26 protein-coding genes and 1 riboswitch are annotated in these 24629 nt (G+C 33.9%); of the genes, 17 read left to right on the forward strand and 9 right to left on the reverse strand.

Features of this window, described 5'->3' with window-relative positions:
- Positions 1 to 57: 57 nt before the first annotated feature.
- The 6 genes from BLP44_RS00135 to BLP44_RS00160 form a co-directional block, all read right to left on the reverse strand.
- Positions 58 to 1293, reverse strand: coding sequence for a metallophosphoesterase (locus BLP44_RS00135; RefSeq protein WP_066032806.1), 1236 nt, complete (start codon positions 1291 to 1293; stop codon positions 58 to 60).
- A 139-nt stretch (positions 1294 to 1432) separates the two neighbouring features.
- Positions 1433 to 1621, reverse strand: a complete 189-nt coding sequence (locus tag BLP44_RS00140) for a hypothetical protein (protein WP_066032807.1) — start codon at positions 1619 to 1621, stop codon at positions 1433 to 1435.
- A 105-nt stretch (positions 1622 to 1726) separates the two neighbouring features.
- Complete coding sequence (locus BLP44_RS00145; protein ID WP_244511641.1) at positions 1727 to 3055, reverse strand: sensor histidine kinase; 1329 nt, start codon at positions 3053 to 3055, stop codon at positions 1727 to 1729.
- 10 nt (positions 3056 to 3065) lie between these two features.
- Entirely contained in the window at positions 3066 to 3740 is a 675-nt protein-coding gene (locus tag BLP44_RS00150; protein ID WP_008466799.1) for a response regulator transcription factor, read from the reverse strand.
- Between the two features lie 186 nt (positions 3741 to 3926).
- On the reverse strand, positions 3927 to 4112 hold the full coding sequence (locus BLP44_RS00155) for a hypothetical protein (protein ID WP_066032808.1): 186 nt from the start codon (positions 4110 to 4112) through the stop codon (positions 3927 to 3929).
- Positions 4113 to 4152: 40 nt separating this feature from the next.
- The gene (locus BLP44_RS00160; protein ID WP_008466797.1) at positions 4153 to 4374 is read right to left on the reverse strand and encodes a hypothetical protein; all 222 of its coding nucleotides are present in this window, start codon (positions 4372 to 4374) and stop codon (positions 4153 to 4155) included.
- A 329-nt stretch (positions 4375 to 4703) separates the two neighbouring features.
- Here BLP44_RS00160 and polA point away from each other — a divergent pair, with 329 nt between their 5' ends.
- Complete coding sequence (polA, locus tag BLP44_RS00165) at positions 4704 to 7541, forward strand: DNA polymerase I (protein WP_091127979.1); 2838 nt, start codon at positions 4704 to 4706, stop codon at positions 7539 to 7541.
- A 143-nt stretch (positions 7542 to 7684) separates the two neighbouring features.
- Here the strand turns inward: polA and BLP44_RS00170 are convergent, their stop codons facing one another.
- Positions 7685 to 8710 (reverse strand): LacI family DNA-binding transcriptional regulator, encoded by a 1026-nt coding sequence (locus tag BLP44_RS00170; RefSeq protein ID WP_008466794.1) that lies wholly within the window; start codon positions 8708 to 8710, stop codon positions 7685 to 7687.
- A gap of 369 nt (positions 8711 to 9079) precedes the next feature.
- On the opposite strand from BLP44_RS00170, the gene rplM reads away from it, so the two are divergent.
- The 4 genes from rplM (at position 9080) to tsf (ending at position 11972) form a co-directional block, all read left to right on the forward strand.
- Positions 9080 to 9535 (forward strand): 50S ribosomal protein L13, encoded by a 456-nt coding sequence (rplM, locus tag BLP44_RS00175; protein WP_008466793.1) that lies wholly within the window; start codon positions 9080 to 9082, stop codon positions 9533 to 9535.
- On the forward strand, positions 9535 to 9921 hold the full coding sequence (gene rpsI / locus BLP44_RS00180; RefSeq protein ID WP_008466792.1) for a 30S ribosomal protein S9: 387 nt from the start codon (positions 9535 to 9537) through the stop codon (positions 9919 to 9921). Before rplM ends, rpsI begins: the two co-directional genes overlap by 1 nt.
- Before the next feature lie 176 nt (positions 9922 to 10097).
- Complete coding sequence (gene rpsB / locus BLP44_RS00185; protein ID WP_008466790.1) at positions 10098 to 10868, forward strand: 30S ribosomal protein S2; 771 nt, start codon at positions 10098 to 10100, stop codon at positions 10866 to 10868.
- A 141-nt stretch (positions 10869 to 11009) separates the two neighbouring features.
- Positions 11010 to 11972, forward strand: coding sequence for a translation elongation factor Ts (gene tsf / locus BLP44_RS00190; RefSeq protein ID WP_091127982.1), 963 nt, complete (start codon positions 11010 to 11012; stop codon positions 11970 to 11972).
- Positions 11973 to 12039: 67 nt separating this feature from the next.
- On the opposite strand, the gene BLP44_RS00195 is transcribed toward tsf, so the two are convergent.
- Positions 12040 to 14103, reverse strand: coding sequence for a M3 family metallopeptidase (locus BLP44_RS00195; protein WP_091127986.1), 2064 nt, complete (start codon positions 14101 to 14103; stop codon positions 12040 to 12042).
- 160 nt (positions 14104 to 14263) lie between these two features.
- Between BLP44_RS00195 and BLP44_RS00200 the strand changes: the two genes are divergently transcribed.
- The 12 genes from BLP44_RS00200 to BLP44_RS00255 all read left to right on the forward strand — a co-directional run bounded on the left by BLP44_RS00200 (position 14264) and on the right by BLP44_RS00255 (position 23836).
- Positions 14264 to 14926: a queuosine precursor transporter gene (locus BLP44_RS00200; protein WP_091127989.1), complete on the forward strand. Its 663-nt coding sequence runs from the start codon at positions 14264 to 14266 to the stop codon at positions 14924 to 14926.
- A 14-nt stretch (positions 14927 to 14940) separates the two neighbouring features.
- Positions 14941 to 15621, forward strand: a complete 681-nt coding sequence (locus tag BLP44_RS00205; RefSeq protein WP_066032812.1) for a hypothetical protein — start codon at positions 14941 to 14943, stop codon at positions 15619 to 15621.
- Between the two features lie 14 nt (positions 15622 to 15635).
- Positions 15636 to 16196, forward strand: a complete 561-nt coding sequence (locus BLP44_RS00210; protein ID WP_091127992.1) for a DNA-3-methyladenine glycosylase I — start codon at positions 15636 to 15638, stop codon at positions 16194 to 16196.
- Between the two features lie 121 nt (positions 16197 to 16317).
- Positions 16318 to 16414, forward strand: a riboswitch (TPP riboswitch).
- A gap of 67 nt (positions 16415 to 16481) precedes the next feature.
- Complete coding sequence (thiS, locus tag BLP44_RS00215; protein WP_091127994.1) at positions 16482 to 16688, forward strand: sulfur carrier protein ThiS; 207 nt, start codon at positions 16482 to 16484, stop codon at positions 16686 to 16688.
- A gap of 133 nt (positions 16689 to 16821) precedes the next feature.
- Positions 16822 to 18645, forward strand: a complete 1824-nt coding sequence (thiC, locus tag BLP44_RS00220) for a phosphomethylpyrimidine synthase ThiC (protein WP_035691672.1) — start codon at positions 16822 to 16824, stop codon at positions 18643 to 18645.
- Positions 18646 to 18683: 38 nt separating this feature from the next.
- Positions 18684 to 19295 (forward strand): thiamine phosphate synthase, encoded by a 612-nt coding sequence (locus tag BLP44_RS00225; RefSeq protein ID WP_091127996.1) that lies wholly within the window; start codon positions 18684 to 18686, stop codon positions 19293 to 19295.
- Entirely contained in the window at positions 19253 to 20005 is a 753-nt protein-coding gene (locus BLP44_RS00230) for a hydroxymethylpyrimidine/phosphomethylpyrimidine kinase (RefSeq protein WP_091127999.1), read from the forward strand. Before BLP44_RS00225 ends, BLP44_RS00230 begins: the two co-directional genes overlap by 43 nt.
- Complete coding sequence (locus tag BLP44_RS00235; protein WP_091128002.1) at positions 19998 to 20636, forward strand: thiamine phosphate synthase; 639 nt, start codon at positions 19998 to 20000, stop codon at positions 20634 to 20636. Before BLP44_RS00230 ends, BLP44_RS00235 begins: the two co-directional genes overlap by 8 nt.
- Positions 20617 to 21393 carry a thiazole synthase gene (locus BLP44_RS00240; protein ID WP_091128006.1) on the forward strand — a complete coding sequence of 259 codons (777 nt, stop codon included), beginning with the start codon at positions 20617 to 20619 and terminating at the stop codon, positions 21391 to 21393. The genes BLP44_RS00235 and BLP44_RS00240 overlap by 20 nt, the downstream gene beginning before the upstream one ends.
- 132 nt (positions 21394 to 21525) lie before the next feature.
- Positions 21526 to 21903 (forward strand): GxxExxY protein, encoded by a 378-nt coding sequence (locus tag BLP44_RS00245; protein ID WP_008466762.1) that lies wholly within the window; start codon positions 21526 to 21528, stop codon positions 21901 to 21903.
- A 39-nt stretch (positions 21904 to 21942) separates the two neighbouring features.
- A complete protein-coding gene (gene thiH / locus BLP44_RS00250; protein WP_091128010.1) occupies positions 21943 to 23055 on the forward strand; it encodes a 2-iminoacetate synthase ThiH in 1113 nt (370 codons plus the stop codon).
- A gap of 70 nt (positions 23056 to 23125) precedes the next feature.
- Entirely contained in the window at positions 23126 to 23836 is a 711-nt protein-coding gene (locus BLP44_RS00255) for a HesA/MoeB/ThiF family protein (protein WP_091128014.1), read from the forward strand.
- On the opposite strand, the gene BLP44_RS00260 is transcribed toward BLP44_RS00255, so the two are convergent.
- Entirely contained in the window at positions 23833 to 24627 is a 795-nt protein-coding gene (locus BLP44_RS00260; protein ID WP_091128017.1) for an MOSC domain-containing protein, read from the reverse strand. The two genes, BLP44_RS00255 and BLP44_RS00260, sit on opposite strands and share 4 nt — an antisense overlap.
- Positions 24628 to 24629 lie beyond the last annotated feature (2 nt).

The following is a 24629-nucleotide window of genomic DNA, read 5'->3' on the forward strand; positions in this document are numbered from 1 at the left end:
AGTTTTTTAAATCTCTAAAAGAAATAAATATTATACAAATGTAGCATTTTTAACGAATTAACCGACATTCTGGCCTTTTTTTAGTTCAATTACTGTTATTTCGGGCATAATTCCAACTCGTCCTGGATAAGCATGAAAACCAAAGCCGCGGTTAACATAAACGTATCTTCCAACATTTTCGTACAATCCTGCCCATTGTTTGTAAATGTATTGTGCCAAACTCCATTTAAAATATCCTGGAATTTCAATTCCGAACTGCATACCATGCGTGTGGCCTGCAAACGTAAGATGGAAATTCTTTGGGTGATCTTTGATTTCAGCATCCCAATGGCTTGGATCATGGCTCATTAACACTTTAAAATCGTCTTTGTGAACATTTTCAGACGCTTTATTTAAATCACCTGCTTTCTTAAAATTCACTCCCCAGTTTTCAACACCAATCAGAGCAATTTTATCATCACCTTTTTGAATGTAAGTATGTTCATTCAGCATTAATTTAAAACCAATCTGGCCATACAAATTTTTAATTGCCTTAAAATTTTCGTCTTTTTCCTTTTCAGAAGGCCAAGTCACATACTCGCCATAATCGTGATTTCCTAAAACTGCAAACTTTCCATATTTATAATCTTTAATACGGCTAAAGGTTTCCAACCACGGATGCATTTCTTTAGCATGCGTGTTTACAATATCTCCAGTAAACAAAATCAAGTCAGATTCTTGTTCATTGATTAAATCAATAGCGTAATTTATTTTCTCAGGATTATCAAAACTTCCGCTATGAACGTCTGAAATCTGAGTGATTTTAAATCCATCAAAAGCATCTGGAAGATCTGGAAAAAACACAGTTTGTTTGATTACTTTGAAATTATATTTGCCTTCAAAAATTCCGTAGATAATAGAAAGAAATGGAATCGCTGCCAAACCTAACGCCAGTTGGCTAACAAATTTCCTTCTGTCAGGCATCATTTCTTTGCGTGGAGTATTGTAAATAAAATAATTTACGATACTAGCTCCTATTCTAAAAATATCCTCGCTGAACATTATTAGCGTAAGCAAAATTTTAGGCACATATACCGTTAGCATTAAACCTGTGGTAAACATAAATTGCCTAGTTTGACCGACAGATCGATCTACCTGCGAAAAAGAATAAATAATAAAAATTAAAACCAGTAAGCTTATAACCTGATAACCAATCAAAATCCAGCGTGTTTTGATTAAAGTTCGAAAAGCCTGATAGGAATAGAACTCAATAAATAATAAAAGAGCACATAGAATTATAAAACGAAAAATCATTTAATATATAGTTTTAAACAAAGTAACAAAGAATGAAAATTCTATTTCTTTTTATTATAAAAAATTTAACGCTGTTAAAATAAAAAAGCTGAAAGATCACTCTTTCAGCTTCAATCTACCAACCTTTAAAACTATTTAATTATTTTGCTTTTGGAGTTTCTTTTTTTGCAGCTTCTGCTTTTTTCTCTCCTTTAGCTTTTTTGTTTGCTTTTTTATCTTGTTTTTCAGTTTTTACCTCTTTTGTTTTTGCTGGTGCTGGAGTTGTTTGCGCACTTGCCATTGCAAATGTTCCTAAAACTGCTACTGTTAAAATTGCTAATTTTTTCATGACTTTAAATTTTTATGATTTGTTATTTTCATTATTTATAAGTCAAAAGTATAATCAGAAAATGAAGACAAAATGAAGAAAAAGTCTTACAGAAAAGTTTAACTTTTAATTGTGATTTTGAAACCATAATTTAAAAGAAGTTCCTTTTCCTAATTCAGATTCTACAGTAATTTCTATATGATGAAAAGAAGCAATACTCTTAGCAATTGCAAGACCTAAGCCCTGCCCTTCCTGATCGGAGTTGATTCTGGCAAAACGGCTGAATATTTTCTCAAGCTGTGATTCATCCATTCCAATTCCGGAATCCTTTACCGAAATAAAATAATGATGATCTGCAAAACCATCTTCAACAATAATCTTTCCTTGCGGTTTATTATATTTTATGGCGTTGGTTACCAAATTATAAATCAGGATATGAATTAAAGTTTTGTTTCCGGTAAAAACAAAATTGTTTTCCATTTTATTTTGGAAGTGAATTTCTTTATCGTCAATACGATCTTGAAGATCCTCTTGCAGATCAGAAATAATTTCGCGAAGATTAATTGCTTCATTCAATTCATACTGATTATTATCTATTCTGGAAATCAGCAATAAATTATTGATAATCTTTTTGAGCATATCTAGCGTCTTTAAAGAACCCGCAATTTTATCAACCGCATTGTCATCTAAAGATTCATTCTGCAGCAAGTTTTCTAGTTTATTTTTGAGCAATGCTATCGGTGTTAAAAGTTCGTGCGAAACATTCGAAATAAACTGTTTTTCTTTTTTAAAAACCTCCGCAATTCGATCCATCATTTGGTTCAAAACAAAATCCAATTCTCTGAAATCTCTTGAAGCCGCTTTTATCGGAGTATGGTCAAACGTTTCAGGTTCGTTTACACGCCTAATTTTGGTATCAATTATTTTATAAAATGGCTTTAAAAGGTATTCGATAAAAAAAGTATCAGCCAAAAAAGTAATGAATAGAATCACCACAAATACAATTATAATAAACAGTCTGATTACAAAAGTCAAATCGTTGACTTCACTGAGACTGCTGCCTATTTCAAGCTGATAATCTACACCTTCATAAGTAAAATGATGCTGTAATATTCTGTACTCGCTTTCTTCATTTTCAATCTTACGATATTCGTTCGTAAAAGTTGATTTTTTCTGATGTGGCTTTATAGGAACCCTAGACAGCACCAAAAACTCACTATGCAAAGTTGAAAATTCAGCAAAAGTCTCAGTCGTGTCATCTGGATTTTCTATAAAATCATTTATTTCTTCTTGATTAAGATGTTCAATAAATTTTTTCTTTTTCTCCAGCAATGTGTTATTAATATGGCGATATACCACACTTTCGACCAAAATAGGAAGCATTAGCCATAAAATCAAAATGACCAACAATCTGGTCATGGCATTAAAAATGGCTAATTGATGTTTTATTTTCACAAGAATAAATTTATTCGTTTATACGATAACCCACATTTCGAACTGTTTCAAACCAATCTATTGAAGTATGTTTGTCTAATTTTTTTCGGAGATTTCGAACATGGACATCGATAAAATTAGAATCTGAATTCACTTCTAAAATATCACCCCAGATATGTTCGGTCAATTGCAATCTTGTAATGACACGGTTTTTATTAAGAACTAAATACTGGAAAATATCAAACTCCTTTTTGGTAAGACTTAAAGGAATTTCATTAAAACTTACTTTATAATCTTGAAGCTGTAGCAAAAAGCCATGAATACTTAAATTGTTTAAGGTAAAACCATGAATCCTACGAATCACTGCAAACAATCTTGCCGCCAATTCTGTTAAAGCAAAAGGTTTAGTCAAATAATCGTCGGCTCCAAGATGAAGCCCGTTAATCCTGTCATCCAATTCTCCTCGGGCGGTGAGCACAATTACTGCGATTTTTGATTTAGTTTTTCGAATCGTCTGCAAAACCTCAAAACCGTCTCCATCAGGCAAACCCAAATCCAACAGCATGGCATCATAATCATTGCTTCCAAATTCCTCCAAAGCATCTGCACAACTATTGGCAATTTTACAGATATAACCTGCATTACATAAAAAATCGTAAATTTCTACAGCAAGCTCTTTATTATCTTCAACAATTAAAACATTCATAGACAAAGCATTTAAGCACAACTAAAATTAATCAATTATCAAAAATTCAGCTGTACATTATTAAAAAATTAACGAATGAAAAAAGCTGACAAATTTCTTCATCAGCTTCTTCAATCGCATTCTCATAATCATTATTCCTGTTTTTGCCTCCGTTACAATGCTTCGAAAACAAAACGAGAGCAATTCTTATTTTTTCACAGCTGCAGCCTCTTCTTTTGGCGCTTCAGCTTTTGCTTTTTTGTTTCCTTTATGATGATGATGTTTGGTTGCTTTAACTTCTTTTGCAGGCGCTGCCTGAGCTGGAGTTGTTTGAGCGTTTACCATTACACTTGTTCCTAGAACTGCTACTGCTAATAAAACTAATTTTTTCATGATCTTTAAATTTTTAAATTAACCAACTTTATATATTAAATTATTTTTTTGCTTCTTTTTTTGTTTCTTTATTTACTTTTGCTGTTTCTGTTTTTGAAGCTTCACTTTTTCCTGATTTTACTTTTTTATCAGATTTGTTTTTTGGGTGTTTTGTTGCTTTTACCTCTTTTGCAGGAGCATCTTTACCATCTTTTGCAGGAAATGCGTGAACCATTGCACTTGTTCCTAAAACTGCCACTAATACCATTAATAAATTTCTCATGATTTCTAAGATTTAAGAATTAATACCTTTTATTTTACAGATCAAAATTACCTTCGCAACATGAAGAGAAAATGAAGAAATCCCTGAATAAAAAATTTTAACTTGATATTAACGCTTTGCAGATTTTCACCATATCAAGGTATATAAGTTCATTTTAAATATTCACTATAAAATAATATTACAGATGAAATAGAAGACGCACTGCGGTGCTTCCCTACAGACGCATCTCAGCTAAAATGAACTTATATACCTTGATATGGTAAAAAATTTCTTTTTTGATTAATTTTTGCAACCTCAATTGTTTATTTTTACAGACTAATATTTTTAATATGTCAACTCAAAAACGCCTTTTTCTTCTAGATGCTTATGCACTAATTTTTCGTGGTTATTATGCATTTATAAAAAACCCGAGAATCAACTCAAAAGGAATGGATACATCTGCAATTATGGGTTTTATGAACTCACTTTTAGATGTTATTAAAAGAGAAAAACCAGATCATTTGGCTGTTGCTTTCGATAAAGGGGGAAGCCATGTGAGAACCGAAATGTTTGTAGAATACAAAGCAAACCGAGATGAAACTCCAGAGGCAATTAAAATTGCTGTTCCGTATATTCAAGAGCTATTAAGAGCCATGCATATTCCGATTATTGAACTTGAAGGTTGCGAAGCCGATGATTTGATTGGAACAATTGCCAAACAAGCCGAAAAACAAAACTATCAGGTATTTATGGTAACGCCCGATAAAGATTTTGCGCAATTGGTTTCTGAAAATATCTTTATGTATAAACCTGCCCGAATGGGTAACGGAATCGAAATTTGGGGAGTTCCTGAGGTTTTGGCAAAATTTGAAGTTGAAAGACCTGAGCAAGTAATTGATTTTCTTGGAATGATGGGCGACGCGGTGGATAACATTCCTGGATTGCCCGGTGTTGGTGAAGTAACAGCGAAAAAATTCCTGAAAGAGTTTGGTTCTATGGAAAATCTTTTGGCTAATACAGACAAGCTAAAAGGTAAAATGAAAGAAAACATTGAAGCGAATAAAGAAAAAGGAATTCTTTCTAAAAAACTGGCGGCCATTATTACAGATTGCGACGTTACTTTTAATGAGGAAGATTACGAACTTTCTCGTCCAGATATAGAAAAAACAGATGCTATTTTTCAAGAATTAGAATTCAGAAGAATGGCTGAGCAGTTCGACAATTTATTTAGAACAGATGGCGCTCAGACTGCCAATGCTGCTCCAGATGCAAAACCAGCTAAAAAAACTCCTGCCAAAAATGAAGATCAATTTGATCTTTTTGGAAGTGCTAGTGCAGATGAAGATACAGAGGCTCCAAGAACTTCTTTCTATAACACTTTAGAAAACACAGAACATTCCTATCAGACCATACAAGGTGATTTAGGAATTAAATTGCTTTTACAGAATCTGCAAAAACAGTCTGCAGTTTGTTTCGATACAGAAACTACAGGAATCGATGCTTTGCACGCAGAATTGGTAGGAATGTCATTTTCTTACGAAAAAGGAAAAGCATTTTATGTTCCGTTTCCTGAAAATCAAGAAGAAGCAAAAGCTTTGATTGAAAAATTTGTTCCGTTTTTTGAAAATGAAAACATTGAAAAAATTGGGCAGAATTTAAAATATGATTTAAAAATCCTTTCTAATTACGGCGTTACTGTAAAAGGAAAGCTTTTTGATACTATGATTGCACATTATCTGATCAATCCAGATATGCGTCATAATATGGATATTTTAGCAGAAACTTATTTGAAATATTCTCCAAAATCAATTGAAACTCTAATTGGTAAAAAAGGAAAAAATCAGCTTAATATGCGTGATGTGCCTTTGGAAGACATTAAAGAATATGCTGCTGAAGATGCCGACATTACATTACAACTGAAAGAAATCTTTACAACTGAACTAGATAGAACTGAAACTAAGAAGCTGTTTGATGATATCGAAATTCCACTAGTAAGCGTTTTGGCTGATATGGAAATGGAAGGCATTCGTTTAGATGTTGATTTCTTAAAACAAATGTCTAAAGAAATGGATGTTGAAATCAAATCTTTGGAACAGAAAATATACGAAACAGCTGGCGAAACATTCAACCTTGCTTCTCCAAAACAATTAGGAGATATTTTATTCGATAAACTTAAAATTGGCGGAGCTAAGCAAAAGAAAACCAAAACCGGACAATATGCAACTGGTGAGGAAGTTTTGACTTATTTAGCAAATGACAATCCAATTGTAAAAGATATTTTAGATTGGCGCCAAATGGTAAAGCTGCAAAGCACCTATATATTAGCATTACCAGAACAGGTTGACAAAAAGACCTTACGCGTTCATACCGATTATATGCAGGCAGTTGCTGCAACTGGTCGTTTGAGTTCTAACAATCCAAACTTACAGAACATTCCGATTCGTACTGAAAGAGGACGCCAGATTCGTAAAGCTTTTGTGGCACGCGATGAAAACTATACTTTAATCTCTGCCGATTACTCGCAAATTGAATTAAGAATTATTGCAGCTCTAAGTGGCGAAGAAAATATGATCAAAGCTTTTCAAGACGGAGAAGATATTCACAGAGCAACCGCTGCAAAGGTTTTTAATGTTGCTTTAGAAGAAGTTTCCCGCGAACAAAGAAGCAATGCCAAAACGGTAAACTTCGGAATTATCTATGGTGTTTCTGCTTTTGGATTAAGTAGCCAAACTTCACTTTCAAGAAGCGAAAGTGCTGCTTTGATCGATGCTTATTACAAAACTTATCCACGTCTTAAATCTTATATTTCAGATCAAGTAGATTTTGCAAGAGAAAAAGGCTATGTGCAAACTATTTTAGGGCGCCGTAGATACTTAAAAGACATTAATTCTGCTAATGCCGTTGTAAGAAGCGCCGCAGAACGAAATGCTGTCAACGCGCCAATTCAAGGAAGCGCTGCCGATGTGATTAAAATTGCCATGATCAATATTCATAAAAAACTTCGTGACGAAAACTGGAAATCTAAAATGCTACTGCAAGTGCATGATGAGCTTGTGTTCGATGTTCATAACGATGAACTCGAAAAAATCCAGCCTATGATTAAACACGAAATGGAAAATGCTTTTAAAATGTCGGTTCCTTTAGAAGTAGAACTTGGAATGGGTAAAGATTGGTTAGAAGCGCATTAATATATTTTAGATTTCAGATTAGATTGTTGATTTTGGATTTATAAATAAAAAATCATCCAATCTTGTCTATTTCGACGAAGGAGAATAACGTATAAAAAAAGGACTGTTCACACAGTCCTTTTTTTTGTCAAAATATATTTATTTTATTTTTTTCGAGTTGATTCTCTTTCTTTCAATTTTGTTTTGATGACGATTGTTTCATAATCTGAAACTGTTCCTTCTGGCTCTTCTAATCTTTCGATTAATCTTTTGGCAGCCACTTCTCCAATTTCAACTCCATGCTGACTTACTGTAGTCAAACTTGGCGACAAACGTCTTGAAGCTAAAATACCATCAGCAAAACCAATGATCGAAATATCTTCTGGAACTCTGTATCCTTTTTTCAAACTTACTCTTAAAGCCGCAACCGAATCATTTTCGTCCAAAGCAAAAATTCCATCAATTTTATTCTCAAAAAGCGCATCTATTTTAGCTTTCATGTCTTCTTCAGAATCGGTACGAAGAATAATTTTTTCGTTAACTGGAATATTATTGTCTTTTAAAGCTTTTAAATAACCATCAGCTCTTAGTTTTCCAACACTTAGATTATCTACAGAAGATATTAAAGCAATATTTTTACATCCAAGATTAATTAAATGCTGAGTTGAGTTTAATGCCGAATCGAAATCGTCTACCACAACCTTATCACAATCAACTTCATCAGCAATACGATCAAACATCACAATTGGCGTTCCATCGTTAATAATTTCCGAAAAGTGATTGTAATCTTGAAGTTTTTGAGCTTCTTCTGAAACCGAAAGAATAAATCCGTCAATTGTTCCATTGCTTAACATTTCAAGCGTGTGGATTTCTTTCTCTAAAGATTCGTTAGAGATACACGTAATTACATTATATCCTTTTTTATCGGCAACTTTCTCAATACCGCTAAAAACTTTCGCAAAGAAAGAATTTAAAATATTAGGAATAATTACCCCAATCGTTTTTGTTTTACGATTTTTTAGATTCAAACCAATAACATTCGGCTTATAATTTTTGAGTTTGGCATACTCTTTAATCTTCACCTTTGTTTGTTCACTAATTTCTGGACTGTCATTCAACGCTTTAGATACAGTCGAAACAGAAACACCAAGTTCCTTCGCAATTTGTTTTAGAGTTGCTTTAGCTTTCATCCAATTGAATTTTATGTAATTAATACAAATATAGTAGAATTACCTAAAATAAAACAAAAAACACCTATCAGTATTTAAAATAATCAAGCCTTTTCCAAAGAAAACCAGCAAACGATATGATTTTTCTGAAATCTATATTATAAATTGTTCTATATACCTTATAAACAATATTTTTGCACAAAAAACATACAATTTCAAAAGCTTTCTCCATCAAATAATTCAAATACTTTTTTGAATGTTTTAATTAAAAAACTGAAGCCCTGATTTTCAGCAGATAAAATATTCTTTTCAGGTATTTGGTTTTAAAATAATTAATTGTACTTTTGCATCCCCTTTATTGGGGATGGAATGTTTAATTAAAATAATATTATGGACGCATTAAGCTACAAAACAGTTTCAGCAAGCAAAGCCACTGTAACTAAAGAGTGGATTGTTGTTGACGCTGAAGGTCATAACTTAGGACGTCTTGCTTCTAAAGTTGCAATGATCTTAAGAGGTAAGTACAAGCCAAGTTACACACCGCACGTTGACTGTGGAGATAACGTAATTGTTATCAACTCAGAAAAAATTAACCTTACAGGTACAAAAATGAATGACAAAATTTACATGCGTCATACAGGTTACCCAGGAGGACAAAGAACTTTAACTGCTAAAGTATTGCAAGCTAAAAATCCAGCTGCATTAGTAGAAAAAGCTGTAAAAGGTATGTTGCCTAAAAACAAATTAGGTGCTGAACTTTTTAGAAATCTAAATGTTGTTGTAGGATCTGAGCACAAACACGGAGCTCAAAAACCTAGAACTGTTAACCTAAATGATCTTAAGTAATGGGAGTTATTCACAAAATCGGTAGAAGAAAAACCGCTGTTGCACGTGTATACGTTTCTGAAGGAACTGGAAACATCACTGTAAACAAAAAAGAATTCGCAACTTACTTTCCAACTGCAACTTTACAATACAAAGTTTTACAACCGCTTTCTATGACTGAAAACGCTAGCAACTTTGACGTAAAAGTAAACGTTTACGGAGGTGGTACAACTGGTCAGGCAGAAGCTGTAAGAATGGCATTAGCACGTGTAATGTGTGAAGTTAACGCTGAAAACAGAGCTATCCTTAAACCAGAAGGTTTATTAACAAGAGACCCAAGAATGGTTGAACGTAAGAAATTCGGTCAGAAGAAAGCTCGTAAGAGATTCCAATTCTCTAAACGTTAATATTACCTGTCTTGTTCAGATGGGACAAGACATTATCAATTATTTATTGAAATTAAAAAACACAGTTATTGTTGCTCTCCTATTGAGGTAGGATATAGTTTAGCATCTAAATGTATGAAGCCAGAGAAATCGCCATTCACACATTGCTAATCAACAGAACGTAAACTAGTACAAAAATGGCAAACAAAATAGAAGTAAAAGAATTACTAGAAGCAGGTGTTCACTTCGGACACATGACTAGAAAATGGGATCCAAACATGGCTCCTTACATTTATATGGAGCGTAATGGTATTCACATTATCAATCTATATAAAACTGCAGCTAAAATTGAAGAAGCTAACGAAGCTTTGAAAAAAATCGCTGCATCAGGTAGAAAAATCTTATTCGTAGCTACCAAAAAACAAGCAAAAGACATCGTTGCTGATAAAGCAAAAGCTGCAAACATGCCTTACATCACTGAAAGATGGCCAGGTGGTATGTTGACTAACTTCGTAACTATCAGAAAGGCAGTTAAAAAAATGTCTTCTATCGATAAAATGAAGAAAGATGGTACTTTCAACACTTTATCTAAAAAAGAGCGTTTACAAGTTGATCGTCTACGTGCTAAATTAGAGAAAAACTTAGGTTCAATTGCTGATATGTCTAGACTACCTGCAGCATTGTTCGTAGTAGATATCAAAGCTGAACACATCGCAATAAAAGAAGCTCAAAAATTAAACATTCCAGTTTTCGCAATGGTTGATACGAATTCTGACCCAAGAGAGGTTGATTACGTGATTCCTGCAAATGATGACGCTTCTAAATCAATTGACAAAATTTTATCTTTAGTAACTACTGCAGTAATCGAAGGTCTTTCTGACAGAGGTGCTGAAAAAGAAGTTGAAGCTGCTGAAGAAGCTCCTGCTGTTGAGGCTGAAGCTGCTCCTGCAACTGAAACTGAAGAATAAATCAAATTTTAAATTCCAAATTTTAAATTCCAAATTCCAAAATACAAAATTAAAAACGTTATGTTGATAATTTAATAAAATTGGAGTTTGGGATTTAAAAGCTGGAATTTTTTACTTTTAACATTAAAAATTCAAAATATTATGTCAACAATTACTGCTGCAGACGTAAATAAATTAAGACAATCTACAGGTGCCGGAATGATGGACTGTAAAAAAGCTTTAGTTGAAGCTGAAGGAGATTTCGATAAAGCGATACAAATCCTTAGAGAAAAAGGACAAAAAGTTGCTGCTAACCGTTCTGACCGTGAGTCTGCTGAAGGTGCTGCTGTTTCTTTTATCAATGCTGACAACACTAAAGGAGCTATCATCACTTTAAACTGTGAAACTGACTTCGTAGGTAAAAATGAGGCTTTCGTTGCTTTAGCTAAAGATTTAGTAGAAAGAGCTATCAACTTCTCTACAAAAGAAGAATTATTAGCTTCTGATTTCAACGGAATTACAGTTGCTGAGAAATTAATCGAGCAAACTGGAGTTATTGGTGAGAAAATCGAAATCGGCGGTTTTGAAATTTTAGAAGGTGCTTACGTTGGATCTTATGTTCACGTTAACAAAATTGCTGCTTTAACTGCAATTTCTGCTCCAGTTCCAAACGCTGAAACTTTAACAAAAGATATCTCTATGCAAGTTGCTTCTATGGGAGCTGATACTTTATCTTACAAAGATTTTGATCCTGCTTTCGTTGAATCTGAACTTGCTGCTCGTATTGCTGTAATCGAAAAAGACAACGAAGAAGCAAAACGTTTAGGAAAAACTTTGAAAAATGTTCCTAAATACATCTCTTTCTCTCAGTTAACTCCTGAAGTTATTAAACAAGCTGAAGAAGATGCTAAAGCTGAATTAAAAGCTGAAGGAAAACCAGAGCAAATCTGGGACAAAATTCTTCCAGGAAAAGTTCAACGTTTCATTTCTGACAACACTACTTTAGATCAAGAGAAAGCTCTTTTAGATCAAAACTTCATCAAAGATGATAGTAAAAAAGTTGGTGATTATGTTAAAGGATTCAATGTTGAAATTACAGGTTTCAAAAGAGTTACTTTAGGTTAATATATTATTTTCAATATAAAAAGCCCGAATATTTTATTTATTCGGGCTTTTTTATTTTCATATAAAGCTAATTCTCAACTGGAAAATTTCTTGCTCGCATCAATGCATCAGATTTTGGGGCATGTCCCCTGAAATTCTCATACATTTCTTCGTTATCAATAGTATTTCCGACACTTAAAACTGTTTTATAAAGACGTTCAGAAACACTTTTATCAAACGGCCCATCTGCTTCCAGAAAAGCCTCATAAGCATCTGCATTAATGACATCTGCCCATAAATAGCTATAGTAGCCAGCCGCATATCCGTCGCTTGAGAATATGTGAGCAAACTGCGGAATTCTATGTCTCATTACAATTTCTGACGGCATATTAATCTCGTCTAAAACTTTCTTTTCAAATGCATGCGGATCAATCGTTTCTGTCGTTAAATGCAATTCCATATCGACAAACGAACTTGAAATCGTTTCTACCGTTGCAAATCCTTCATTAAAATTAGCAGCCTTCCCTATTCTTTCCACCAATGACTGAGACAATGGTTCATTTGTTTTATAATGAAGTGCAAACTTATTTAAAACCTCAGGCGTTGCCAGCCAATGCTCTAACAGCTGAGATGGAAATTCCACATAATCTCTGGCAACAGAAGTCCCTGAAAGACTTGGATAAGTAACATTTGAGCACAAACCATGAAGCGCATGGCCAAATTCATGAAATAATGTCGTTGCATCATCCCACGAAATCAAAACAGGTTCTTCGCTATTTCCTTTTATAAAATTGCAATTATTCGACACAATAGGAAGTACATTCCCTTTTATCTTCTGCTGATCCCTATGCGAATTCATCCATGCCCCTGAACGCTTTCCTGTACGCGCATAAGGATCAAAATACCAAAGTCCTATCGCTTCTCCTGTATTTTTATTATTCACTTCCCAAACACGAACATCAGGATGATAAACAGAAACATCAAATAATTGCTTAAAACCTAAGTTAAACAATTCTCCAGCCGTCCAGAACATTCCTTCGCGCAAGTTTTCAAGCTGTAAATACTGTTTAATTTCATTTTGATCTAAATCGTATTTTGCTTTACGCACTTTTTCTGCATAAAAACGATAGTCCCAAGGCTGAATTTTAAAATTTCCGCCTTCTTCATCAACCATTTTTTGCATGGCTGAAACATCATTTTTTACTTTTTCTACCGCTGGTTTCCATACAGAACGCATCAAATCGAGCGTTTTCTGTGGATCTTTAGCCATTTTATTTGATAAACTCCATTCTGCAAAGTTTTTAAAACCTAAAATCTTTGCCTTTTCAGCCCTTAATTTTAGAATCGACACAAGTGTTTTGTTTGTATCATTTTCATTCTTATTATCGCCTCGTTTAACGAAAATATCAAAAGCTTTTTCTCTTAAATTTCTTCTGTTTGAGAAAGTCAGAAAAGGTTCAATTGAAGATCTAGTGTTTCCAATACAGCCTAAAGCAGTCAGATTTCGCTCTTTTGCCTCTGCAATAGCAGCATTTTTAAATTCTTCAGGTAAACCCTCAAAATCATCTTCTGTTTTTAATTCTATATACTGATTGTTTTCTTCTGCCAACAACTTCTGACTGAAAGCTGTAAAAAGTGTTGCCAATTCCTGATTGATCTTAGCCACTTTCTCTTTATTCTCTTCATTTAGCTCTGCTCCTTCCCTAACAAAATCAGTATAATACAACCAAAGCACACGCTGCTGTTCCTTGGTTAAATTTTGCTTTTCATCTGATTTGTATAAGCTTTCAATTCTAGAGAACAGTTTTTCATTCTGAAACAGTTTATCATTAATCTCTGCCAATTTTGGAGACATTTCGGTATCAATCGCATTAAATTCTGGAGTACTTAAATTGGATCTGTAAATACCATAAACTGCGTGAATTCTATCCAATTTTTCGCCAGAAAGTTCCAATGCTTCAATCGTATTTTTAAAGGTCGCCTCTTCTGGATTATTGGCAATTGCATCAATTTCTTCTAATTTTTCCTTAATAGCAAATTCTATTGCGAGCTTAAAATCTGAAACTTTGTAGGCTGTAAAATCTGGAACGCCTCCATAAGGTCCAGACCAATCTTTTAACAATGGATTATCTAATTCTATAGGTGTTTTCATAACAAATGCATTAATTAATTTTATGCAAAATTTGACTGGCAAAAAATGCAACAGAATCTCAAAATTAACTAATCAAGAGCAAACTTCATATGCTAAAAAATTATAGTTTCAAAGATTTAAAGAAATAGTTTATTTTTGAAACATCAATACCAAAAATCAAATGTTTAGAACCAGAAAAGAAATTGTTTTTGTAATTTTAGCAGGAATATTTATAACCAATGCCGTTGTGGCTGAGTTAATTGGAGGTAAATTAATCCAAATTGGACCTTTTGTGATGAGTATAGGAATTTTGCCATGGCCAATTGTATTTCTAACCACCGATTTAATTAATGAATATTTCGGTGAAAAGGGTGTAAAAAAACTTTCTTTCATAACCGCATGTCTGATTGCTTATGCATTTTTGATCCTTTTTATGGCCGTTACTATTCCCGCTGCAAAAGGAATTAGTCCAGTAAATGATGATCAGTTTCAAGCAGTATTTGGGCAAAGTATGTGGATTATAGTTGGGAGCTTAATAGCCTTCATGGCTTCGCAGCTTATCGATGTTTGGATATTTTGGTTTTTTAAAAACAGAACTGGCGAGAAGAAAATATGGCTGAGAGCAACCGGTTCTACTGTTATTTCGCAATTATTTGATTCATTTATTGTTTTAGGAATTGCTTTTTGGTTGCCTGGAAAAATTGATTTTGACACCTTTATATCTTCAGGATTAATAGGATATACTTTTAAATTAGCAATAGCTATTTTATTGACTCCAGCGATATATTTAGGACATCATCTAATTAAAAAATATTTGGACGAAGATCCTGCACATAAAGGATAAAAAATATTTAGGTCATGAAAAAAAATTACTTTTATATTTTATTCTCTGTTACCTATCTCTTTTTCAGCTGTGGCAATGACGAAAAAAAACAGCCTAAAAAAGTCATTCAATCTGTCAATAAGTTGACACCTGCTTCTGTAAAAGTAAATCCTAAAATTTCTTCAAAAAGCATTACGGCGCCAAAAGAGTTTGACTCAAAAAAGACTGTTGTCCAAAAAGATCCTTTTGCAATCAAAAACCCAATAGAATTTAAACCATTAAGTTCGCAAACCACAAATAACATAGCCACTCCACCAACTCCTATAAAAAAGGAAGTTAACGAGAAGCTATTAAATTTTGTCAATATTCGCAAAATATTAGATAAATGTAAAATGGGCCAGACCATGACCCAAAAGCAGTTAACTGAGAACTTTGAAATTCCGGAAGAAGCTCTCAAATTAGTAAAAAGTGTAACTAAAACAGCAGAAAATGAATTGGCTGTAAAATGGCAGTCCACTTGGTTTGTCGAAAGAGTCTCTGATGCAGAACTGGAAGACGGCAAAATGAAAGTAGTCTTTAAAGCCAATAAAATGTATACTTCTGGAAATGCGATTGGCATTAAATACAACAAAAAAGTTTACAATAATTTAGTTATAGTTGGACGTTCAGCTTATATTCCTAGTGTAAAAGGATATAGCTGGCAGATTGGAAGATAATTTAGAATAAAAAGATGGAACCAATAAGATGTGGCTGGTGTTCTGCTAGCGATTTATATAAAAAATATCATGACGAAGAATGGGGAAATCCTGTTTATGACGACCCAACTATTTTTGAATTTTTAATTCTGGAAACCTTTCAAGCAGGTTTAAGCTGGATTACCATTTTAAATAAAAGAGAAAACTTCAAAACTGCTTTTGACAATTTTGATTATAAAAAAATCGCCATTTATTCTGAAGATAAAATCGAAGAATTAATGCAGAATACAGGAATTATTCGCAATAAACTAAAAATAAACTCTGCCGTTTCAAACGCTCAGGCTTTTATGAAAATTCAAGAAGAATTTGGGACCTTCTCTGAGTACATTTGGAAATTTACTAATGGAAAACCAATTGACAATAAACCTAAAACTCTAAAAGATGTTCCAGCCACTACTCCAATTTCTGATGCTATAAGCAAAGATTTAAAAAAACGAGGCTTTAAATTTGTAGGTTCAACAGTCATTTACGCTCACATGCAGGCGACTGGAATGGTCAATGATCATGTAGAAGATTGTTGGACGAGAAATAAATAGTTATCAGTCGCAGCCACAGTTTTCAGTGCTAATTTTGAGTATTTCAAAACTTGAAACTATATTTTAAGGACTGCAAACTGAGACCGAGACTGAAAACTTAAAAAAAATTACATATATTTGCTTCACACTTTAGGGGTGTCTGCATCGCGCAGGCTGAGATTTTACCCTCTGAACCTGATCTAGTTCATACTAGCGTAGGGAAAAGTAAGATGACTTCTTGAACGCATTTCTATGCGTTATTGCAGCCATTCCTAATGTGTATCTATACACTAAACTGAAAAAGGAATGGAACTAAAAATCAATCAACAAACCAAAAAATTCAATGCTGAATCGCTAAGCATTCAATCATTGCTCGATCTCGAAATTCCGAATAAACAAAACGGAATCGCCGTTGCTGTCAACAATACCGTTGTTCCAAAACTCAAATGGAACGAATTCCTCGTACAGGAAACTGACGAAATTCTGATTATTTCTGCTACGCAGGGTGGTTAAAATTTAAATTCTAAATCAAAAAATAAAAATTCCAATTATATACTGGGTTTTGATGCACTGCAGCGCGCCTCTACGATTAACAACGTGAAATACCCCAATCAGATTAAACATGAAACTTGAAACAAAAAATACTATGACTACAGAAGAACAAATATCCAGAACCCCATTTCCGAATTCCAAAAAAGTTTATATCGATGGTGAAATCCATCCTATAAAAGTAGCCATGCGCGAAATTGCCTTGAGCGACACCAAACTTTCAAATGGCGGAGTAGAAAAAAATCCTCCCGTAACGGTTTATGATACTTCTGGACCTTACACAGATCCAAACGTTGAAATTGATGTTAGAAAAGGGCTTCCTCGTATAAGAGAACAATGGATTTTAGATCGAAATGATGTTGAGATTTTGGATGAAATCACTTCAGATTATGGCCAAAGCCGACTGAAAGATGAAAGCCTGAATCATCTTCGTTTTGAGTATCTGCATCAGCCAAAACGTGCTAAAAAAGGTGCGAACGTAACACAATTATACTACGCCAAACAAGGCATTATTACACCAGAAATGGAATATATTGCTATTCGTGAAAATCAGCGTATTGAACTTTTAAACGAACAAACCAAAGCGATGCAATGCCAGCATAATGGAAATAGCTTTGGCGCTAATACTCCAAAAAACAAAATCACTCCTGAATTTGTGCGCTCTGAAGTTGCGGCTGGACGAGCTATTATTCCAAATAACATCAACCATCCAGAAAGCGAACCAATGATTGTGGGACGTAATTTCTTAGTGAAAATTAATGCTAATATTGGAAACAGTGCCGTGACTTCGAGTATTGAAGAAGAAGTTGAAAAAGCCGTTTGGGCTTGCCGCTGGGGAGCTGATACGATTATGGATTTATCTACAGGAAAAAACATTCACGAAACCAGAGAATGGATTATCCGTAATTCTCCTGTCCCAATTGGAACCGTTCCGATTTATCAAGCTTTAGAAAAAGTAAAAGGAATTGCAGAAGATTTAACTTGGGAAATTTTCCGCGATACGTTAATTGAACAAGCAGAACAAGGTGTTTCCTATTTTACAATTCATGCTGGGGTTTTGCTTCGTTACATTCATTTAACTGCAAACCGTGTTACAGGAATCGTTTCACGAGGCGGATCCATTATGGCAAAATGGTGTTTGTTTCATCATAAAGAAAACTTCTTGTACACACATTTCGAAGAAATCTGCGAAATCATGAAACAATACGATGTTGCTTTTTCTCTAGGAGATGGTTTACGTCCAGGTTCGATTGCAGATGCGAATGATGCTGCACAATTTGCCGAATTGGAAACTTTAGGCGAATTGACAAAAATTGCATGGAAACATGATGTGCAAGTTTTTATAGAAGGTCCAGGACACGTTCCGATGCATATGATTAAAGAAAACATGGACAAACAATTAGAACATTGCCATGAAGCGCCTTTTTATACTTTAGGCCCATTAACCACAGATATTGCGCCAGGCTACGACCACATTACTTCTGCTATTGGCGCCGCAATGATTGGCTGGTATGGTTGTGCGATGTTGTGCTATGTAACGCCAAAAGAACATCTTGGCTTGCCAAACAAAAAAGACGTAAAAGACGGCGTAATCACGTATAAAATTTCGGCTCATGCTGCCGACTTGGCAAAAGGTCATCCGGGAGCGCAATATCGTGATAATGCTTTGAGTAAAGCGCGTTTTGAATTCCGTTGGGAAGATCAGTTTAATCTGGCTTTAGATCCAGATACAGCAAGAGAATTTCATGATGAAACACTTCCTGCCGATGGTGCAAAAGTGGCGCATTTCTGCTCGATGTGCGGACCAAAATTCTGTTCAATGAAAATATCACAAGAAATTAGAGATGTCGCTGCCGCAGAAAAAGGAATGCAGGAGAAATCAGAGGAATTTATTGAGCAAGGTAAAGAGATTTATATTTAGTGTTTTAGAAAATAAAGGAAACAATATAGAAAAAAGATATGATTGTAATTTCTAATCCTTTTTTTGTTGAAGATGAAATTGAAATACTGAATTCTTTATTAGAAGAAGGATTGTCTTTGCTTCATATTCGGAAACCTGATTTTTCTGAGTTGGAAATGGCTCAATTTATTCATCAGATAAAACTAGAATTTCGAAATAAAATGGTTTTGCACAATCATCATCATTTAGCAGAAGATTTTGGCATTAACCGATTTCATTTTGCTGAAAAAGAGAGAAAAAGTAATTCTAATGATCCTGCAAGGTTTTCAAAACCTTGTAGGTCTAAATCAACGTCAACACATTCGATTCAAGATTTTAACTCGTTAGAAAATGATTTTGAATATGCATTCTTAAGTCCTGTTTTTAAAAGTATTTCTAAAGAAAATTATTATCCAGAAATTGATCTCTTCGAAGCTTTAAAATCAAAAACCAACAGCGAAACAAAAGTGATAGCTTTGGGCGGAATTGATGCTGAAAACATTCAAAAAACACTTGAAAATGGTTTTGACGATATCGCTCTTTTGGGAAGTATTTGGAACAATGAAAATCCTGTAAAACAATTTAAATTATGTCAGAAAATCGCCCTTTCGTACTCACAATCGCAGGTTTAGATCCGTCTGGCGGTGCTGGGATTTTGGCTGATATCAAAACATTTGAACAGCATAAAGTTACTGGTTTTGCCATTGCGACAGCTAACACAATTCAGACTGAAAATGAATTTCACAAGATTGAATGGGTCAATATCAATTTTGTGATACGATCTATTGAAATTTTATTTAAAAGCTATAAAATCAGCGCCGCAAAAATCGGAATTGTACCTTCTTTGTCTTATTTAAATCGGATTCTTTCCTGTATAAAACTAGTTTCACCAAGCACAAAAATTGTTTGGGATCCAGTTTTAAAATCAACCACAGCATTTGATTTTCTTACTATTGAAGATCATTCAAACTTAAATCAAGTACTATCCAAAATCGATTTGATTACGCCCAATTATATAGAAATTGAACAATTGATTCCTGGCTTTATAAAAGACCATCTTTGGATTGAGAATGAAATTTCGACTGCTATTCTGCTTAAAGGAGGACATAATTTAAATGAAGTTGGAAAAGACCAATTGTTTATAAAAAATAAGATTATTGAATTATTCCCAACAGAAAAAAATTGTTCGGAAAAACATGGCTCTGGCTGTGTGCTTTCTTCTGCAATCGCTTCAAATTTAGCACTAAATCAAAATATGGAAACTGCCTGCAAAAATGCTAAAATCTATATCGAAAATTACCTGAGTTCAACGTCAACTTTAATCGGATATCATTATGTATAGCAAACTTCAATATATCTCGCAGGGCGAAACTATCGAAAAACAATTGTACAATATTCATCAAGCGCTGGACGCAGGGTGCAATTGGGTGCAAATGCGCTTTAAAAACCAGACACAAAAGGACGCTTTTACTTTAGCGGAAGCGGTAAAACCTTTATGCGAAAAATATACAGCCAATTTTATTGTAAACGACAATTTGCAACTCACTAAAGAAATAGACGCTGACGGCATTCATCTAGGTTTAACTGATACTAAAATCGACGAAGCTAGAATTTTTCTGGGCCCTTCAAAAGTAATCGGAGGAACGGCTAATACTTTTGAAGACATTCAAAATCACGTCAAAAATGGATGTAATTATATCGGATTAGGTCCTTTTCGCTTTACTGCCACAAAAGAAAAACTGAGTCCAATTTTAGGCTTATCAGGTTATTATGACATTCTACAAAAACTGAAAAAGAATAAAATAAGCATTCCTGTTTATGCCATTGGTGGCATCACATTCCGTGATGTAAGTCCGTTAATGGAAACCGGAATTTTCGGAATTGCCGTTTCTGGAATCATTACTGAAAGTGATGAAAAGGAAAAATTAATTCAACAACTAAAAGAAAAATTGTATGCAAACATCATTGTTTAATATAGGAGACAAAAGCTTCAAATCTCGTTTGTTTCTCGGCACGGGAAAATTTGGTTCAAATGAAGAAATGGAAAGCGCCATTTTAGCTTCAGAAAGCGAATTGGTTACCGTTGCACTAAAACGCATTGATCTCGAAACAGATACTGATGCTATCTTATCGCATTTAAAACATCCAAACATTAATTTACTGCCTAATACTTCGGGTGCAAGAAATGCCAAGGAAGCTGTTTTTGCGGCGCAATTGGCTCGAGAAGCTCTAGAAACAAACTGGGTAAAACTAGAAATTCATCCCGATCCGAAATATTTAATGCCTGATCCGATTGAGACTTTAAAAGCCACAGAAGAATTGGCGAAATTGGGTTTTATTGTGCTTCCGTATATTCACGCTGACCCTATTTTGTGCAAACATTTAGAAAGTGCTGGAACTTCTGCCGTAATGCCTTTAGGATCGCCAATTGGAAGCAATAAAGGCTTAAAAACGATTGATTTCCTTGAAATCATAATCGAACAAAGTACGGTTCCCGTTATTGTCGATGCTGGAATTGGAGCTCCTTCTGATGCTGCCAAAGCAATGGAAATTGGCGCTGATGCTGTATTGGTGAATACAGCTATTGCCGTTGCTGGAAATCCAAAGTTAATGGCCGAAGCTTTTAAGGAAGCGGTTATTGCGGGAAGAAAGGCTTTTGAAGCCAAAGTTGCCCATCAGCAAAATTACGCTTCGGCTTCTAGTCCTTTGACTTCTTTTCTTTATGAGTAAATTGATTTTTCTCTCGCAGATTCTGCAGATTTAGCAGATATTTTTTATGCTGAAACTGCTCAATCTATTTTATTACGTTTTTTTGCACATCTTAGAAAGACAGAAATTTCCTTAATTTTGAATAAAAAAATTATGTCAGAAAATGAGATTTCATATAAAATTAGAGGAGCAATTTTTAAAGTTTATAACATTCTTGGACCTGGATTATTAGAATCGGTATATGAGAGCGCACTATATTATCAATTAGAAAAAGATGGCTTACACGTAGTTAAACAAATTGATTTACCAGTTAAATATGATAATGTTTACCTAAACATAAATTTCAGATTAGACATTTTGGTAGAAGATAAAGTAATTATAGAATTAAAATCAGTAGAAGAAATAAAACCTATTCATTTTAAACAATTAAATACTTATTTAAAATTGACTAATAAAAAACTTGGATTATTAGTCAATTTCAACTGTTCTAATATCTTAGAAAATATTCATCGTGTTGCCAATAAAATTTAATCTGCATGATCTGCAAAATCTGCGGGAAACAAATAAAAAATGAACACATTCAAATCTATTTTCGAGCAATATAACTGGGATGAAATCCAATCCAGAATATACAAAACCACATCAAAAGATGTCAAACGAACTTTAGCTAAAACCAAATACAATCTTGATGATTTTTTGATTCTTATTTCGCCTGTTGCACAAAATTATTTAGAACAAATGGCTCAAAAATGCCACGAAATTACCCAGAAACGTTTCGGAAAAACCATTCAAATGTATACGCCACTTTATTTAAGTAACGAATGCCAAAACATTTGCACCTATTGCGGATTCAGTTTAGACAATAAAATCAAAAGAAAAACCCTTTCTGATGCTGAAATAAAACTTGAAGTTGAAGCCTTAAAAAAAGCAGGTTTTGATCATGTTTTATTGGTTACCGGCGAAGCGAATTATACCGTAAATATCAATTACTTTCTGAATGCTATTAACTTAATCAAAGAAGATTTTTCGATTATTTCTGTCGAAGTGCAACCGCTTTCTACGGAAGATTATCAACGTCTGCATGACGCTGGGGTTTATTCGGTTTTGGTTTATCAGGAAACGTATCATCAGGAGGTTTACAAAAAGTATCATACAAAAGGCAAGAAATCAAATTTTGATTATCGATTGGAAACTCCTGACCGCATTGGAACTGCTGGAATTCATAAAATTGGTTTGGGTGTTTTATTAGGTTTGGAAGACTGGCGAACAGACAGTTTTTTCAATGCTTTACATTTAGATTATTTGCAGAAGAAATATTGGCAAACGAAATATTCTGTTTCTTTTCCTCGTCTGCGTCCGGCTGAAGGCATTATTGAACCTAATTTTATTATGGATGATAAAGATTTGACGCAATTAATCTGCGCATACAGATTATGGAATGAAGATTTAGAAATTTCGATTTCAACTCGTGAAAATGAAAAATTCAGAAATAATATCATCCCGATTGGTGTTACGAGTATGAGCGCAGGTTCTAAGACAAATCCGGGCGGTTATGTTGTTGATCCGCAATCTTTGGAGCAGTTTGAAATCAGCGATGAACGCTCAGCAGAAGAAATTTCAAAAATCATAAAAAATGCAGGCTACGAACCTGTTTGGAAAGATTGGGACAAAGCTTATAGTTGAAATGTTTCAAGTTTCAAGTTTGAAGACTTAACATTTTACAATTCACAATTCACAATTCACAATTAAAAAAATGAGCATCATAAAAGAATTCCTTCGTTACAACAAACAAACCATCCTTCCTGAAATTGGAGACGAAGGTCAAGGAAAATTAAAAAAAGCTAGAGTTTTAGTAATTGGCGCCGGTGGTTTAGGCTGCCCGATTTTACAATATATTGCAACCGCTGGAGTTGGTTTTATCGGAATAATGGATTTTGATACGATTGAAATTCACAATCTTCACCGACAGATTTTATATACTGAAAATGAGATCGGACAGCATAAATCTATCGTAGCAAAAGAAGTCGTTTCAAAACTAAATCCATTGATTGAAGCTGTTGCAATCAATGAAAAATTAACTGCTGAGAATGCTTCAGAAATCATTCAACAGTATGATATTGTTGTGGATGGTTCTGATAATTTTTCGACCCGTTATTTAGTAAATGATACTTGCGTTCAGCTAAAAAAGCCATTGGTTTACGGAAGCATTTTAAAATTTGAAGGTCAGATTGCTGTTTTCAATCATAACGGAAGTAAAAATCTCCGTGATTTATTTCCCGAAATGCCCGATCCAAAAGATGTTCCGAATTGCGATTTAAATGGTGTTTTAGGAACATTACCTGGAATTATAGGCAACATGATGGCACACGAAACCTTAAAACTGATTCTTCAATTGCCCACTTTACAAAATGAATTGGTAATTTTCAATACTCTAAATTGGAACTTTACAAAGTTGAATTTCTAAAAAACAACCTCATCACCAACAGAAATAATTCCTGAATTCAAACTCACAATATTAGTTCCGAATAAAACAGAATTATCTACATTTCGGTATTTGCTTAAAGTTTTCAAAGGTTCTTTTTTTAAACGTCCATTTTCAGGATCATTGTTCACCATAACACATCTTCCGCAGGGTTTTATATTTTTAAATTGAACTTCTCCTATCGCAAAAGTCTTAAAATCATCTTCTTCATGAGGATTTCTAGTACTTACTACAACGTTTGGGCGAAATCTTTTTATGGTAATTTTTTCGTCTAATTTATCATTCAAAAAATCCAAACTTTTAGATCCAATTAATAAATATGGATAACCGTCTGCTAGACTTACATTGAATGTTTCTTTTAATCTAGAGCTTTCATGTTTGCGATCTCCATTTTTTATTATTTTAACCAATTTGCATTCAAAACCTAAATGCTGGCTAAACCATTTTGAAGTTTCAAGATTCACTTCAACCACTTCGCTTTTATCATCCCAAACATTTACTTCTATAGCTTTTTCTAAATGTTCGTTAATAGAAAATTCATGTTTTTGATCTTGAAAAGTAATACTGATTTTCCCATCTGAAATCTGTGGATAAAACTGACTCATGATTCGATGTTCTCTCTGTGTCAGCATTTGATTTTCTGCATCAATCAGCATCCAACGGCGATCGTTTTCAAATCCCATTTCTTCAGCTTTTGCAGACTCCAAACTGATTCCTGCCAAACTTTTTATCGGATAAATATAAATTTCTTTTACTATGTAAACTGCACTCATTT

Source organism: Flavobacterium anhuiense (genome assembly GCF_900101855.1).
GTDB classification, from domain to species: Bacteria; Bacteroidota; Bacteroidia; order Flavobacteriales; family Flavobacteriaceae; genus Flavobacterium; species Flavobacterium anhuiense.